General features: G+C 63.7%; 12 protein-coding genes. 5 read left to right on the forward strand and 7 right to left on the reverse strand.

Annotated features, from left to right (window positions below; translation table 11 throughout):
• Positions 1 to 116 precede the first annotated feature (116 nt).
• From V7D69_RS04775 to V7D69_RS04800, 6 genes are all read right to left on the reverse strand, one after another.
• Positions 117 to 1493: a sensor histidine kinase gene (locus V7D69_RS04775; protein WP_333605206.1), complete on the reverse strand. Its 1377-nt coding sequence runs from the start codon at positions 1491 to 1493 to the stop codon at positions 117 to 119.
• A gap of 32 nt (positions 1494 to 1525) precedes the next feature.
• Positions 1526 to 2260, reverse strand: a complete 735-nt coding sequence (locus V7D69_RS04780) for a response regulator (protein WP_333605192.1) — start codon at positions 2258 to 2260, stop codon at positions 1526 to 1528.
• A gap of 85 nt (positions 2261 to 2345) precedes the next feature.
• Entirely contained in the window at positions 2346 to 2939 is a 594-nt protein-coding gene (locus V7D69_RS04785; RefSeq protein WP_333605193.1) for an EF-hand domain-containing protein, read from the reverse strand.
• 175 nt (positions 2940 to 3114) lie between these two features.
• Positions 3115 to 3516, reverse strand: a complete 402-nt coding sequence (locus V7D69_RS04790; RefSeq protein ID WP_324064111.1) for a cupin — start codon at positions 3514 to 3516, stop codon at positions 3115 to 3117.
• The gene (locus V7D69_RS04795; protein ID WP_324064112.1) at positions 3516 to 3887 is read right to left on the reverse strand and encodes a VOC family protein; all 372 of its coding nucleotides are present in this window, start codon (positions 3885 to 3887) and stop codon (positions 3516 to 3518) included. The genes V7D69_RS04790 and V7D69_RS04795 overlap by 1 nt, the downstream gene beginning before the upstream one ends.
• 73 nt (positions 3888 to 3960) lie before the next feature.
• Positions 3961 to 5796 (reverse strand): aminopeptidase P family protein, encoded by a 1836-nt coding sequence (locus V7D69_RS04800; protein ID WP_333605194.1) that lies wholly within the window; start codon positions 5794 to 5796, stop codon positions 3961 to 3963.
• Between the two features lie 41 nt (positions 5797 to 5837).
• Here V7D69_RS04800 and V7D69_RS04805 point away from each other — a divergent pair, with 41 nt between their 5' ends.
• Entirely contained in the window at positions 5838 to 7940 is a 2103-nt protein-coding gene (locus tag V7D69_RS04805) for a S9 family peptidase (protein ID WP_324064114.1), read from the forward strand.
• A gap of 132 nt (positions 7941 to 8072) precedes the next feature.
• On the opposite strand, the gene V7D69_RS04810 is transcribed toward V7D69_RS04805, so the two are convergent.
• Positions 8073 to 9065 (reverse strand): agmatine deiminase family protein, encoded by a 993-nt coding sequence (locus V7D69_RS04810; RefSeq protein ID WP_333605195.1) that lies wholly within the window; start codon positions 9063 to 9065, stop codon positions 8073 to 8075.
• A gap of 351 nt (positions 9066 to 9416) precedes the next feature.
• Here V7D69_RS04810 and V7D69_RS04815 point away from each other — a divergent pair, with 351 nt between their 5' ends.
• The 4 genes from V7D69_RS04815 (at position 9417) to V7D69_RS04830 (ending at position 14235) form a co-directional block, all read left to right on the forward strand.
• Entirely contained in the window at positions 9417 to 12110 is a 2694-nt protein-coding gene (locus V7D69_RS04815) for a bifunctional [glutamine synthetase] adenylyltransferase/[glutamine synthetase]-adenylyl-L-tyrosine phosphorylase (RefSeq protein ID WP_333605196.1), read from the forward strand.
• Entirely contained in the window at positions 12110 to 12583 is a 474-nt protein-coding gene (locus V7D69_RS04820) for a peroxiredoxin (RefSeq protein ID WP_333605197.1), read from the forward strand. Before V7D69_RS04815 ends, V7D69_RS04820 begins: the two co-directional genes overlap by 1 nt.
• A complete protein-coding gene (locus tag V7D69_RS04825; protein ID WP_324064118.1) occupies positions 12584 to 13387 on the forward strand; it encodes a ferritin-like domain-containing protein in 804 nt (267 codons plus the stop codon).
• Between the two features lie 140 nt (positions 13388 to 13527).
• Complete coding sequence (locus tag V7D69_RS04830; protein ID WP_324064119.1) at positions 13528 to 14235, forward strand: M23 family metallopeptidase; 708 nt, start codon at positions 13528 to 13530, stop codon at positions 14233 to 14235.
• The last annotated feature ends 153 nt before the right edge of the window (positions 14236 to 14388 follow it).

Consider the following 14388-nt stretch of genomic DNA (forward strand, 5'->3'; position numbering starts at 1 on the left):
CGGCGCAAGGAGAGATGGCGAGGGAATATGTCGATATTTCGAACCATCCCGACGAGGCGCCTCCCCAGTGGATTTCCTGACGCAATCACGGCGATCCACATTGGTCGAGAAGTGCGCTAAATCGGTATCTCCAGCCTGGCCCGCAGGCCCGTTACCTCGCCGGTCGCGGACAGCCGGTTGGTTAGCCTGAGCGCGCCGCCGTGCTGATCGGCGATGGCCCGCGCCAGCGCAAGGCCCAGCCCCGCGCCGCCCGTCGCCGAATTGCGCGAAGGATCGCCGCGGGTGAAGGGGTTCATCATATCCTCGATGGCGTGCTCGGGAATGCCGGGGCCGTCGTCATCGATCAGCACCACCGCGCGCCGTCCCTCGCGCATCAATGAAACCCGGGCGTTCTGCCCATAGCGCAAGGCATTGCCGATAAGATTGCGCAGCGCTCGCCGCAGCCAGGTGGACCGGGCCTCCAGCACGATGCGCATCGTGTCGCCCAACTCCACAGGCTCGCCCATATCCTCGTATTCCTCGACCACCGAGGCGACGAGGGCGGACAGTTCGGTGCGTTCGCGCGGGTCGCTGGGCCGACCGACGCGGGCCAGCGAGAGAATATCGTCAAGCGTGCGCACGATATCCTCGATGGTTCCCGCCATGCGCGCGCGCTCTGTTTCGTCCTGCACTGATTCAATGCGCATGCGCAGCGCCGCCAGCGGCGTCTTGAGGTCGTGGCCAAGAGCGCCCAGCATCACGTCCTTTTCATCAAGCATGGCAGCGATGCGCGCTTCCATGGCGTTGTGCGCCACGATCAAGCGCCGCATGTCGTCCGGGCCGGAAGGCGCCAATTGCCCCTCGGCGTCCCGTGTCTTGGCGAAATGTTCGAGCCGGCGAGTGAGAGCGGCCAGCGGACGGGTGATCCGGCGGAGGATAAGTCCGACCGCGCCCACCAGCACAATGTAAATCAGCAGCGTTTGCAGGACCAGCGGAAGCAGCAGCATGTTCAGCGTCCGGGGCGACCGCACCCGCGCGATCAGCCAGCCCGCCTGGTTCACAGGACGCACCCCGACCACCAGCAGATGGCTGCTCATCAGATCATCGGCCTCGTAGGCATTCATGTGAAGCATGGCGACTTTTTGCGCCGCACTTTTGCGGGCGATCGGATCGCTGCCGACCGAACGATGGACGATCACGATTTCCGATTGCGGGAAATTCTGCTCGGCGAGAATATTTCTGAGGCGAACTTCCGCGCGGGAGTCCCTCGGTTCGCCTGAGAACGCGGGCGAACGAGTGCCGAATTCCAGGGGAAAGGCACGCAGAGGCGTGCCCCCGAACGGTCGCCGGAAGGGGCGCGGCGCGAAAGTGCCCGGCCCGCGCGGATCGGCGATGAGGCGGAACGCGGCGATGTTGACCATGCCGGTCTCGAACGCTTCCCGCTGAGCCCGGTAAACGAGGTACGAGCCCAGACCCTGGACGAGCAGCAGGGCCGCCGCCATCGCCAGCAGCATTTGGCCCATCAGACTGCGAGGCTGCGGGATTTTCATTGCGGGCTAAGCGGCACTCGCTTCACGTCTGCGGCCAGCATGTATCCACCGCCCCAGACCGTCTGGATCAGTTGCGGGTTGCGGCTGTCCACCTCGATCTTGCGGCGCAGGCGGCTGACCTGATTATCGACGGCGCGATCGAACAGATGCGCTTCGCGGCCCTGCACCATGTCCAGCAACCGGTCGCGGTTGAGAACCTGACGCGGATGTTCAAGAAAGGCGAGCAGCAGGCGGAACTCTACCGAGGATATGGCCACCATCGCGCCCTCCGGATCAGTCAGACGGCGTTTGAGAGGATCGAGTTGCCAACCCTCGAACAGAAAGGCTTCGTTTTCGGCTGCGGCTGCAGGGTTGCGTGAGGCACGGCGCAATACGCTGCGGATGCGGGCGACCAGTTCGCGCGGATCGAATGGCTTGACCACGTAATCGTCCGCGCCGATTTCCAGTCCGACGACGCGATCAGTGGCTTCGCCGCGCGCGGTCAGGAAGATCACCGGTGTATCGCGCGCTTCGATGAGGTGGCGGCATAGCGAAAGCCCGTCCTCGCCCGGCATCATGATATCAAGCAGCACGAGATCGAAGTTGTCCTCCCGCAACCGGCCCCGCGCTTCGGTGGCATTGGCCGACTGGACGATGTCAAACCCCTGGCGCGAAAGATATTCGCCCAGGGGTTCGCGCAGTGCTGGTTCGTCATCGACAAGAAGCAGTTTTACGGGTGCGATTTCGTTCATCCGTCCGTCTTTCACGCCTCTCATTCACTCCGGCCGGCCGGTCGGGCTGCGGTTTGTGGATTTCTGGCAGGCGGTTCTGCAGCGTTCAGTTTCCGTCAGGCTCTCCGGTTTTCCAGCGCGACATCATCTTCTGGCGCGCGGCCTGCCGTTCCTCCTTGGTGACCTGACCGTCGTGATTGGCGTCTATCATGTCGAAGTGCTTCATCGCGGCCGCGGTAAATTCGGCTTGGGTGATGACGCCGTCATGATTGGCGTCCGCCATCTTCTCCATCATCATTGCCATGCGATGGCCGCCGCCATGCATGCCGCGCATGCCGTGACCTTTCGCGCCGGGACCGCGCGGTCCCTCTGCGTCCGCGTCCGGCCCTCGGTCAGCCAGGAACTCGGACTTGGAAATCGAACCGTCGTGATTGGTGTCGAGCTTGTCGAACATGTGGCTGCGCATTTCCGCACGGTGCGCTTCGCGATCAGTCTGATCGAGCTTGCCGTCCTTGTTCACATCAAGCCTGGCGAACATCTCCTCCGCCTTCTTCTGCGCTTCCGCGCGAGTCAGCACGCCGTCGCCATCAGGATCCATCATGGATTTGTCGGACATCTCATGCTGGGCATAGGCCGCGCTGCCCATCGAAAGCATGGCGGCTGACAAGCCGAGCGCCAGTTTTTTCATTGCCGTTTTCATCTTGGGTTTCGCTCCGGAAAAGAAGAGAGCCGCGGGACGGGAAGAGAGGGGCGACGTTGCCCCGCGGCCCTCCGCGCTTCTTCTATGGCATCCTTGTCGCTGAGATATGCCATAAGGCCGTTTTATTGTCGTCAATTGTCGCGGTTCCGCCCGTCATGCCGGTCGAAAGCGGCGATCAACGCGGCCGGGTCTGCGTGCCTTCCCCTGCCGTAATGAACAAGCCGGTGGTCGCCCCGGCAATGTCCGCAGTGTGCCATGCGCCGGGCGGATTTATCACATACTGCCCCGGACCGATCGATTCCGCCCGAAATGCGCCATCCGGCAGTTCCTGAATAAGCGTCATCTCGCCTGAAAGGCACACCACGACTTCATCGCCCATCGGATGCATTTCCCAGCAGTCCCAGTCGCCGGTGAATTCATGCAGGGTCACCAACCTGCCTTCCCGACCGTCGTCCGCGGCGCGCGATGCATAAGCCGCGTACCACTCCACCCCCGTAAAGGCGGGCTGCGCTTCGGCCCGAGCGCCCAGCCCCAGGTGGATCGGATGCGTCCGCAGATCACGTACCAAGCCAGGCATCAGGCCGGCCTGCAGAACGCGTTGAGCTTGTTGCCGTCAGGATCGCGGAAATAAGCGGCATAGAACCCCTCTCCCCGTGGACCTGGCGTGCCTTCGCAAGTGCCGCCGTTGGCAAGCGCGATCTCGTAAAGTCGCTGCACCTGGTCTTCATCCCGTGCTTCCAGTGCGACCATCACGCCGTTGCCGACCGATGCAGGCTTGCCATCGAAAGGTTGCGTCAGGCCAATGCCGGCGCCCCCGCCCGGCGCCCCCCAGGCGATGAACTTCTCATTTTCCATCATGCGGTCGACGCCAAGTTCGCGGCAGATCGCGTCGTAAAATTTCGCACCGCGCGCCCGGTCGTTAGTGCCTAGCGTGACATAGCCGATCATCGTGCTTCTCCCTCGCGAGTCGCTGTGGAAGATCAGAACATTATGGGAACAAATCCAACATTACAATTCCCAATTACAACGGCGCGCACTGCGCCTTCAGCCATGCCTTGGCGCCGCCGTCCAACTGCGGGCCGATCACGTCGAGCACGTGGGCATGGTAAGCGTTCCACCAACCGATTTCCACATCGTTCAGGATGGCGCGGTCGACCAGTTTTCGCTCGATCGGCACATGCGTCAACGTCTCAAAGCCGTAATACTCGCCTTCCGCCCCTTCGATGGTACGCGGTTCCACCAGCACCAGGTTTTCGATGCGGATGCCGTATTCGCCGGTCTTGTAATAGCCTGGTTCATTGGAAAGGAACATACCCGGCATGAGCTCCTGGTCCGTCCCTCCCTGTGCGCCTGCCGACTTGGCGATGCGCTGCGGGCCTTCGTGGACCGAAAGAAAACTGCCCACGCCGTGCCCGGTTCCGTGAGCATAGTCGAGTCCGGCCTGCCACAGCGCCTGACGAGCCAGCACGTCAAGCTGGCTGCCGGCAGTGCCTTTAGGGAAAACGGCCATGGCAAGGGCGATATGGCCTTTCAGCACGCGGGTGAAGCGGTCCCTGATCTCGGCGGCGGGCTCGCCCGGCCCGATCCACACGGTGCGCGTGATGTCCGTCGTGCCGCTGGGGTACTGCCCGCCGGAATCGATCAGGTAGACCATGCCGGGTTCGAGCGTGCGGTTGGTCTCCTCCGCAACACGGTAATGCACGACGGCCCCATTAGGCCCCGCGCCGGAGATCGTATCGAAGGAAAGGTCGCGCAGATCGCTGCCGGCCTTGCGGAAAGCCTCCAGTTGGGCGGCGGCTGAAAGCTCAGTCACCCCGCCTTTGGGCGCCTCCACCGAAAGCCAGTGGAGGAAGCGCGAGACAGCGCCGCCGTCACGCTTTTGCGCATCGCGGTGGCCCTGTTGCTCCACCGGGTTCTTGATGGCCTTGGGCAGCACAGTGGGATCGCGTTCCTCGATCACGGTCGCACCGCAGCCGCGCAGCACGGTGAAAATCGCGCCGACCGCACGTTCGGGATCGACTGAGACGCGTTTTCCGGCCAGCTCTTCCAGCCCCGGCACGAAGCGGTCACGAGGTTGGATATTCACGGAATTGCCCAGGTGCTGACGCAATTGGGGCGTCACTTTCTCTTCGGCGACGAACAAGTCCGCAGTGCCGTCGGCCCGCGCGATCACATAGGACAGCGCGACGGGGGTGCGCTCCACGTCCGTACCCCGGATATTGAGCAGCCACGCGATTGAATCGAGCGCGGTAATCACCACGGCATCAAGGCTCTTGCCGGCCAGCCATTCGGAAACGGCTGCGCGCTTGGCCTCGCTGCTCTCGCCCGCCAGCTCGTCGGGGTGAACCAGCGCGGGAGCGGCGGAGGGGGCGGGGCGGTCCTGCCAGACCGCGTCGACGGGATTGCTGTCCACTGCCACCAGCTTGCCGCCCTTGCCGGCCAGAGCCCTGTCGACCGTTTCGGCCCACTTCACGCCATGAAGCCAGGCATCATAGCCGATGACGGCACCATCGGGCGCATGAGCTTCCAGCCATTTGGCCACGCTCGTTTGCGGAATGCTTTCATAGGCATAGAGCCGTCCGTCCACCTGGTCGCGGACCTGCAGCGTATAGCGCCCGTCCACGAAGATCGCGGCCGCCGGCTGCGGCGCCGGGTCAGTCAGCACCACGGCAGTGCCCGCCGATCCGCCAAAGCCGGTCAGCCAGGCCAGGCGCTGGGCATAGCCGCCCACATACTCGCTCATATGTTCGTCGGAAATCGGGATCACGAAGCCGTCAAGACCCCGCGCTTTCAATTCCTTGCGCAGGGCATCCAGGCGCTCTGCGCCCAGAGCTTCTCGGGGGGTATTCATCAGCATGTTAGGGTATCCGGCTTGCGAGGGTCATCCTCTCAACATAGATGCAGGCCATGGCAGATTCCACCCAGACCGTCGCGCCGGAGCTTTCTGGCCCCCCGCAAGCATCGAAGAAGCCGCATCGCTTCACGCATCACGGCATCACCGTGGAAGACGATTACGCATGGCTTCGCGATCCGGGCTATCCGGAAGTTACCGACAAGGAGGTGCTCACTCACCTGGAACAGGAGAACCGCTGGTTCGAAACGCGGATGAAGCCGCATCGGCAGCGGATCGACGATCTGTTCGCCGAAATGCGCGGTCGCATCAAGGAGGCTGACAAGTCCGTGCCGCAAAAGGACGGCGACTGGCTTTACTGGATCGAGTTCGAGGAAGGCGCAGAATACAAGAAATGGTGGCGCCGACCGGCCGCCGCTCCGAACGACGGCTCCGCTGACCAATTGATCCTCGACGAAGTGTCGCTGGCGGACGGCAAGGACTATTTCCGCCTTGGCGCCATGTCCGTCAGCAATGACGGCAAGTTGCTGGCTTACGCCGTGGATGACAATGGATCGGAGCGCTTCACCGCCCGGATCAAGAAGCTGGAAACCGGCGAGCTGCTGCCGGACGAGATTCCAGGCACGCTTTCAAGCTTGGTGTGGGTCGCGGGGGACAGAGGACTCGTCTATTCGCTCGCGAACGAGCAGTGGCGGACGGACAATGCCCGGCTGCACTGGCTGGGCGATCCGCTGGAAAAGGACGTTGAGCTTTATCACGAGGATGATGACGGCTTCCGCGTCGGTTCCTCGCTCTCGTCGAACGAGAAGTGGCTGATTATCGGCGCCAGCGACCATGAGACGAGCGAGGCCCGGCTGATCCGGGCCGACGATCCGCTGGGCCCGCAGATTCTCGTCAAGCCGCGCGTCAAGGGCGTGGAATACGATGTCGACGAGCGCGACGGTGTGCTCTACATTCACGCTAACGACACTCACGAGAATTTCCGTCTCGCCACCGCGCCGCTGGACCGGCCGGGCGAATGGACCACGCTGATCGCAGGTTCGGATGAGTTCTACCTGACCGGCCTTGACCTCTTCCGGGATTTCTACGTCATCGAAGGACGGGTGCGCGGCCTGGACCGGATCGAGGTGCGCTATTACGACGATCCCGCCCGCGTCGAGCCGATCGTTTTTCCGGAAGCGAGCTATTCCGCCGGCCTTTCCAATAATCCCGAGTGGCATATGGAAAAGCTGCGGCTTTCCTACGAATCGATGGTCATGCCTGCCTCCGTGCAGGATTATGACGTGGCCGCCCGCACTCTCGAAACGCTGAAGGTGCAGGAGATCCCCTCCGGTTATGATGCTTCCCTCTACACTACTGAGCGGCTGGAGGTCAGCGCGCGTGACGGCACCGCGATTCCGGTTTCCATCGTTTACCGCCGCGACCGCAGGGGGCCAGGCCCCTTGTACCTCTACGGTTACGGGGCTTACGGCATCGCGATCGATCCGGGATTTTCCACTGCGAGCCTCAGCCTGGTCGATCGCGGTTTCGCTTATGCCATTGCGCATATCCGCGGCGGCGACGACTTGGGCCGCGCGTGGTACAAGGCGGGCAAGCTGGAGCGGCGGGCCAACACCTTCAACGATTTCGTCGATGTCGCGAAGGGCCTGATCGAACGTGGTTACACGTTAGCCGGGCGCATCGCCATCGCCGGCGGATCGGCTGGCGGCGAGCTGATGGGGGCGGTCATCAATTCCGACCCCAGCCTGTGGGGCGCGGTGGTTGCGCACGTGCCTTTCGTGGACGTGCTGTGCACCATGCTGGACGAGAGTCTGCCTCTTACCCCCGGCGAGTGGCCCGAATGGGGTAACCCGATCGAGGACAAGGCCGCATTCGAGCTGATCCGCAGCTATTCGCCGTACGATCAGGTGAAGGCGCAGGCATATCCACCGCTGATGGTCACCGCCGGGCTGAACGATCCGCGCGTGACGTACTGGGAACCGGCCAAATGGGTGGCCAGGCTGCGCGAATTGAAGACTGACGAGAACGAACTGATCTTCAAGATCAACATGGGCGCCGGCCACGGCGGCAAGTCTGGCCGTTTCGAAAGTCTGAAGGAAACGGCGGAGGAGTTCGCCTTCATCCTTTGGCAACTGGGGGTAGAAGGTTAGGCCGTCGCGCATTTAGAGCGCGTTGCGCGAAATTCAGAATCACGTCCGTTCGTGTCAAGCGAAGTCGATACACGAACGGAGTCTGGCGCAAATTAAATGCACGATGCTCTAATTGCCCTGCATCCTTCAGTCTCAAGCGAAGTTCCAAGCCGGCATCTGCTGGCTGGAGCAATGGAACGAACCGCCGCCTGCCAGCACGGCGTTGGCGCGGATGCCCAGTGTCTCGCGGTCAGGAAAGAGTTCGGCGATAGCGGCAACACCGTCCGCGTCATGAAGTGTGCCGTAAGTCGGGACCACCACCAGCCGCGACGTCACTGCGAAGTTCATGTAACTTGCCGGCTCGATCCGGCCATTGGTCTCCACCCGGCCCGGTGAAGGCACTTGGCGCACGACGACGCCTGCCGCTTCGGCGCGGGCTTTGGCGTTGGCGTAGATGGCTGCGTTGGGATCATCCGCCCCCGTCGCACGCGGCACGGCCATCACATTGGGGGCGACAAAACGGGCGAGGTTGTCCACATGGCCATCGGTGTGATCGTTGATAAGGCCGTCGCCCAGCCATAGCACACGGCCATAGCCCAGGTCGCGCCGCAGCCGCATTTCCAGATCGACGCGGGTGAGGTGCGGATTGCGGTTGGGATTGAGCAGACATTGTTCAGTTGTGGCGACCAGGCCCGTTCCGTCGCCGTCAAGCGCGCCGCCTTCCAATATCCAGTCCGCCGTTTCCACCGTCAGTCCCGCGTCCCGGGCCAATTCGGCGCCAATCTCGTGGTCACCGTCCATCAGGTACTTGCCGCCCCAGCCGTTGAAGCCGAAGCGCATGGCTTTGCGATGACCGGCCTCGTCCATCACAACCAGTGGTCCGGTATCGCGCAGCCAGACATCGCCATAGCGCCGCGTCTCCAGCCTGACTTTGGCCGAGACCAGCGCTGCCGCCCGCGCACGATTGGCCTCGTCGCGCACCAGCAGGCGCACTTCCTGCCCAGTCTCCGCAACGGCGCTGGCAAACCGCGCGATCTCCACTTGCGCGGCTTCCAGGAAGCCCGGCCATTCGGCGGGATCGTGCGGAAAGCCGATCCAGATCCAGTCCTGCGGGTGCCATTCCGGAGGCAATGCGTATGTTGACACTAAATTTAGTTCCCAATTGAGGCGGTGCCGGGCGCCGGGCTCCCGGAAGACGCAGCGAGAGGCTCGGTTGCCTGCGCCGCCAATGGCGCGGGCACGTCCGTTTCGCCCGCTGCGGTGTCTTCGGGCGGGGGCAGGGCCGTGCCTTTGGGCATCTTCGGCCCGGCATAATTTGACGCGCAGGCGCTCAGCGCGAGTGCTGCGAGGGCCGCCATGGCGGGCGGATAGAAGCTCTTTTGCATGGACGGGACCTGACGAATGGCTTGGGGAGTTGCCGTGGTGCCAGAGCCTTGGCGGGCATGCAAGGCGGCTAGGCGTCTTGCTCTAGACGCGTAGCGAGGGCAGGGAAGCGGCATGACCGCCGCTGACTGGACCGGGGCCATTGCCCGCGCTCGCGCTTATGCGCCTTATCTGGCGAGCGCGCTCGATCGTTTGCCCATGCTGGCGCAGCTGCTTGCGGCGGGAGACGGTGAAGGTGCGCTTGTCTGGGCAAAGGCAGCAGGCATCGGGGCGCCAAACGTGGGCGCCGCCTTGAGGCGGGAGAAGCAGGCGCTCGCGCTCTCGCTTGCAATCGGAGATCTGGCGGGGGGCTTTTCGCTGCTGCGCGTGACCAGCGAACTTTCCGCCTTTGCCGATCGCGCGCTTGACGCGGCGATCGCCGAAGGCATTCGCCGCCGCGTGCCAGAGAGCGAGCCCGCCGGTTTCCTAGCTCTGGCGCTAGGCAAACACGGTGCGGGTGAGCTCAATTACAGCTCGGATATCGATCCGATCCTGCTGTTCGATCCCGTACTGCTGCCTCGGCGCGAGCGTGACGAGCCAGGGGAAGCCGCTCAGCGGGTGGCCCGCGCCGTGGTGGAAACGCTGTCGCGGGTCACCGACGAGGGTTACGTCTTTCGCGTCGACTTAAGGCTGCGCCCTGCTTCGGAGGTGAGCCCACTCGCCATCTCGATCGATGCCGCGCTCACGCATTACGAATCTTCGGCGCTCGCGTGGGAGCGGGCCGCCTTCATTCGTGCGCGCGCCTGCGCGGGAGACGTTGCGGCGGGCGAAGCGTTTCTTGCCGCCATCCGACCGTTCGTTTGGCGACGCAGCCTGGATTTCGGCGCTATTGCCGAGATCGGGCGGCTGACCGCCCAAATTCGCGCTAATGCGCGGGGCGCACCCGTTGTCGGCCCTCGCTTCGATCTGAAGAAGGGCCGCGGCGGCATTCGCGAAATCGAGTTCTACGCCCAGGCTCTCCAGCTCATTCACGGCGGACGCAACCCCGCACTGCGCCTGCGCGGCACTCGCGCCACGCTTGACGCGCTGGCCTGGGTGGGGCTCATTTCGTCTGACGACGCCTGCCTGCTCGGCGACAGTTATGATCGCTTGCGCACGATCGAGCATCGGCTGCAGATGATGCAGGACCAACAGACGCATAGTCTGCCGCGCACGGGTGAAGCGATCGACGCGGTCGCCCGGCTCGATGGCCTCGCGGATGGGCAAGCCCTGCTGGCGGAATTGGCCTCGATCACCGAGGCGGTCAGCGATCGTTATGATGCGCTGGTTATGGCCAATGCGCCACGCGGGACGGGCGTGTCCGTCCCCATGCCGGAACAGAGATCGCTGCCCGAGGAACTGGAGACGCTGGGTTTTGCCGATGCGGCGGCCTTGGCCGCGCGGGTCGAGGGCTGGCTGTCCGGCGGCGTCAGAGCATTGCGTTCGGAAGCGGCGCGCGCCGCCTTTGCATCCATCCGGCACGACCTTTTCGCCGCGCTGGCCGCCGCGCCTGAGCCCGAACGCGCGCTCGCGCGGTGGGAGCAATTGCTCAGCAATCTGCCCAGCGCGATCAACCTGTTCAATCTGCTGGAAGCGCGGCCGGCCCTGTTGGCCCTGCTGGCGCGCATTCTCAGCCTGGCCCCGCCGCTGGCCGATGCGCTGGCGCGCCGGGCGGACTTGCTGGATCCGCTGATCGACGCCAGCGCTTTCGACCTGCCGGGCGATCCGGCCAGCCTGGTGGCCGAATTTTCCCGCTTCGAACGCGGCGATGATTATGAGCGCAAGCTTGACGCCGTGCGCCGCAAGGTGGGCGAGAAGCGCTTCATGCTCGGCGTGCAATTGATCGAAGGCGCGAATGATCCGATTGCGATCGGCCAGGCGCTGGCCCGCCTTGCCGAGGCTGCCCTGGTGGTGCTGACCGATGCCGCCGTCGAACAATTTCAGACGGTTCACGGCCGGATACGCGGCAGCGAGTTGCTGGTGCTGGGATTGGGCCGCATGGGTGGAGGTGTACTGACGTATGCTTCCGACCTTGATCTGGTCTATCTGTTCAATGGCGATTTCCGCTCTGAATCCAACGGACGGCGGCCGCTGGGGGCGACGCATTATTACAACCGCCTGGCGCAGCGGACGATCACCGCGCTTTCCGTGCCGACCGCGGAAGGCGCGCTTTACGAGGTCGATACGCGGCTGCGGCCTTCGGGGGAGCAGGGACCACCCGCCGCTAGTCTCGATAGTTTTCAACGATACCAGCGCGAACAGGCGTGGACCTGGGAGCATATGGCGCTTTGCCGCGCGCGGCCCCTCTACGGCTCGGCGAAAGGGCGTGCGGCGCTGTCTCGCGTGATCGGCGAGGTGCTGCGAACTCGCCGCGATCCGGCGAAGCTGCGCGCGGATGTGCTGGACATGCGCGCCACCATGGCGGCGCACAAGCCGCCCAAGGGGCCGCTCGATATCAAGCTGGCGCGCGGCGGTTTGGTCGATCTGGAGTTCATCGTGCACTTCGTTCAGCTGCGCGAGGGCAAAGGGCTGAACCCGGATATCGGAGAGGCGATCCGGGTGCTGGCGCTGCCGCTTGGCGAAGCGCATGACGTGCTGACGCGTTTCCTGGTGGCGGCCCGTCTGCTTGCGCCGGATTCGCAAGTGCCGTGTCCGGCGGCCTGCGTGGCATTAGTGCACGCATGCGGCTATGGCGACTGGGAAGACCTCATGGCCGGGCTGGCCGCTGCGCGTACGCAAGTGGCCACGGCCTGGAACGAAGCCTTCGGCGAAACTCTGGAGATGAAATAATGAACAACAAACCCGGCGTTGGCGATCCCTTTCCGGACATCGCCCTTGAAACGCCCGATGGCGCGGGCGTGAAAGCGTCGGATTTCGCCGGACGGAAACTCGTCGTGTTTTTCTATCCCAAGGACAACACACCGGGATGCACCGTTGAGAACATAGACTTTTCCACACTGAAGGCAGAGTTTGACGCGGCCGGCGTGGCGCTTTTGGGGGTGAGCAAGGATTCGCCCAAAAAACATCTCAATTTCATCGCCAAGCATGGCCTCGCCGCGCCGCTCGCCAGTGATGCCGAGGAAAATGGCTTGTCCGACGCTCTCGGCATCTGGACGGAAAAGCAGAATTACGGCCGCACTTACATGGGCATGGTGCGAACCACTTATCTGATCGGCCCGGACGGCCGGATCGCAAGGGTGTGGGACAAGGTGAAAGTCAAAGGCCATGCCGCCGAGGTGCTGGAGGCCGCCAGAGCGCTTTGAATGGCCCCCTTCAACCGTCGTTCCGTCTCAAACGCCATCCGCGCGGCGCTGCTCGAATGCGATCCGCGGGCCAAGGTTATGGCGGCGCGCAAAGTCGCGCGCGATTGGCGGCTGGGGCGGCTCGCTTTCGCGTTCGATGCGGAAATGCCGGATGTTCCCGGCCGCCCGGATGCACCGGAACTCTTGCCGCCGGGCCGGATGCCGAGGCGCGGCAAGGCCGGCTCCGAGCGCGGCCGAATCGCGCTCTGGCATGCCCTGGCGCATATCGAGTTCGTTGCCATCGATCTCGCGCTTGACATGGCGGGGCGCTTCGGCGGTGAAATGGGCGAGGGGTTCGTCAACGATTTTCTCTCGGTGGCGGCGGACGAAGCCATGCATTTCACGCTGATAGACCGGCACTTGCGCGCGCTGGGCAGCCATTATGGGGCGCTCCCCGCCCATGGAGGGTTATGGAACGCAGCGTACGATACCAGACATAGCGTCGCCGCCCGCCTCGCCGTCGTTCCTATGGTTCTGGAGGCGCGGGGCCTCGATGTCACGCCAACCACGCTCGCGCGGGTCCGCGCCGCAGGCGACGAACGCGGCGCGCGAATCCTGCAACGCATACTTGACGACGAAATCCAGCATGTGCGTTTTGGCGCAAATCATTTCGGCGAAGTGGCCAAACGTTTCGGCGCGGTTACCGCGGACCTGTGGAAAACCCTGGTTTCCCGGCACTTTCGCGGCGTGCTGAAGCCGCCGTTCAACGACTCAGCGCGCCTCGCAGCCGGTTTGTCGCGGGATTTTTATGGTGGGGTTGCGTGAACGTGAGATGACCGTTTAAGCCCAAATTTGTGAGAAGGCGGGGGGTTCCGACCATCTCTAACAAATCCGTGCGCGCTATGAGCGCATAGGGGAGCGAGCGTCGATCCGGGCGGAATTCGGCGAATAATAAGGTATTGCGAGTGGTCGTAACGAATCTTTTCGTCAAGTTCCGCGCAGTGACCGGTATTCTTGCCGCTGCGGGCCTTACCGTCGCCGCGCACCCTGCGATGGCTAACAGCAGCGCCGCTGCCGCCGACATTTCCGCTCCGCTGCGTGCGGCCCAATCCGCCAATCAGTCCGTCACCGGTGGCGAGGACGAGCAGTTTCGCACCCTTTTCAGCTCCTGGCAGAATTTCGAACAGACGGGTCTCGCCGTTTCGAAGGCCAAGCCGGCCATGTCCGTCGGCATCGCCTCAGTCTCCATTCCGTCCCGCAATCCGTTGGACCGGGACGTGATGACGAGCGGTTTTGGCATGCGTGAACATCCGGTGCTCGGCGGGATGCGGCAGCATAAAGGCATTGACCTGGCGGCGCCGGTAGGCACCCCGGTCTATGCTCCGGCAGACGGCGTCGTCAGTCGCGCTTCTTGGTTCAGCAGCTACGGCTTGTTCATTTCGCTCGAGCATGGCGGCGAAATGCAAACCCGGTATGGCCACCTCTCGCGCCTTAATGTGGCGGAGGGACAGACCGTTCACAAGGGCGATCTGATCGGCTTCGTCGGCACCACCGGCCGTTCCACCGGCCCGCACCTGCATTATGAAGTGCGGGTGGATGGCGTGGCCGTGAATCCCATTCCCTATCTGCAGTCAGGCATTGCCCAGACCGGCAGCGCCGCCAACGGCGGCTGAATAAGTTTCAAACCACGACGCAGCCACGCGACAGACGGGCACGTCCACGGGTTTGGAGAGGAGGGAAAAGGCGGTCGATCCGGCCGCCTTTTCTTATGTGCAAATGCTGTACCTGCAATGCCGTGTCGCCGGCGTAAGCGGAGAGTCGCGGCA

Source organism: Novosphingobium sp. (assembly GCF_036733805.1).
GTDB lineage: Bacteria > Pseudomonadota > Alphaproteobacteria > Sphingomonadales > Sphingomonadaceae > Novosphingobium.

Coding starts and splice junctions, on each gene's coding strand:
- V7D69_RS04820 (WP_333605197.1), top strand. CDS start 12,110: ATGAACAACAAACCCGGCGTTGGCGATCCCTTTCCGGACATCGCCCTT.
- V7D69_RS04790 (WP_324064111.1), bottom strand. CDS start 3,516: ATGCCTGGCTTGGTACGTGATCTGCGGACGCATCCGATCCACCTGGGG.
- V7D69_RS04775 (WP_333605206.1), bottom strand. CDS start 1,493: ATGCTGCTGGCGATGGCGGCGGCCCTGCTGCTCGTCCAGGGTCTGGGC.
- V7D69_RS04780 (WP_333605192.1), bottom strand. CDS start 2,260: ATGAACGAAATCGCACCCGTAAAACTGCTTCTTGTCGATGACGAACCA.
- V7D69_RS04785 (WP_333605193.1), bottom strand. CDS start 2,939: ATGAAAACGGCAATGAAAAAACTGGCGCTCGGCTTGTCAGCCGCCATG.
- V7D69_RS04800 (WP_333605194.1), bottom strand. CDS start 5,796: ATGCTGATGAATACCCCCCGAGAAGCTCTGGGCGCAGAGCGCCTGGAT.
- V7D69_RS04825 (WP_324064118.1), top strand. CDS start 12,584: ATGGCCCCCTTCAACCGTCGTTCCGTCTCAAACGCCATCCGCGCGGCG.
- V7D69_RS04805 (WP_324064114.1), top strand. CDS start 5,838: ATGCAGGCCATGGCAGATTCCACCCAGACCGTCGCGCCGGAGCTTTCT.
- V7D69_RS04815 (WP_333605196.1), top strand. CDS start 9,417: ATGACCGCCGCTGACTGGACCGGGGCCATTGCCCGCGCTCGCGCTTAT.
- V7D69_RS04795 (WP_324064112.1), bottom strand. CDS start 3,887: ATGATCGGCTATGTCACGCTAGGCACTAACGACCGGGCGCGCGGTGCG.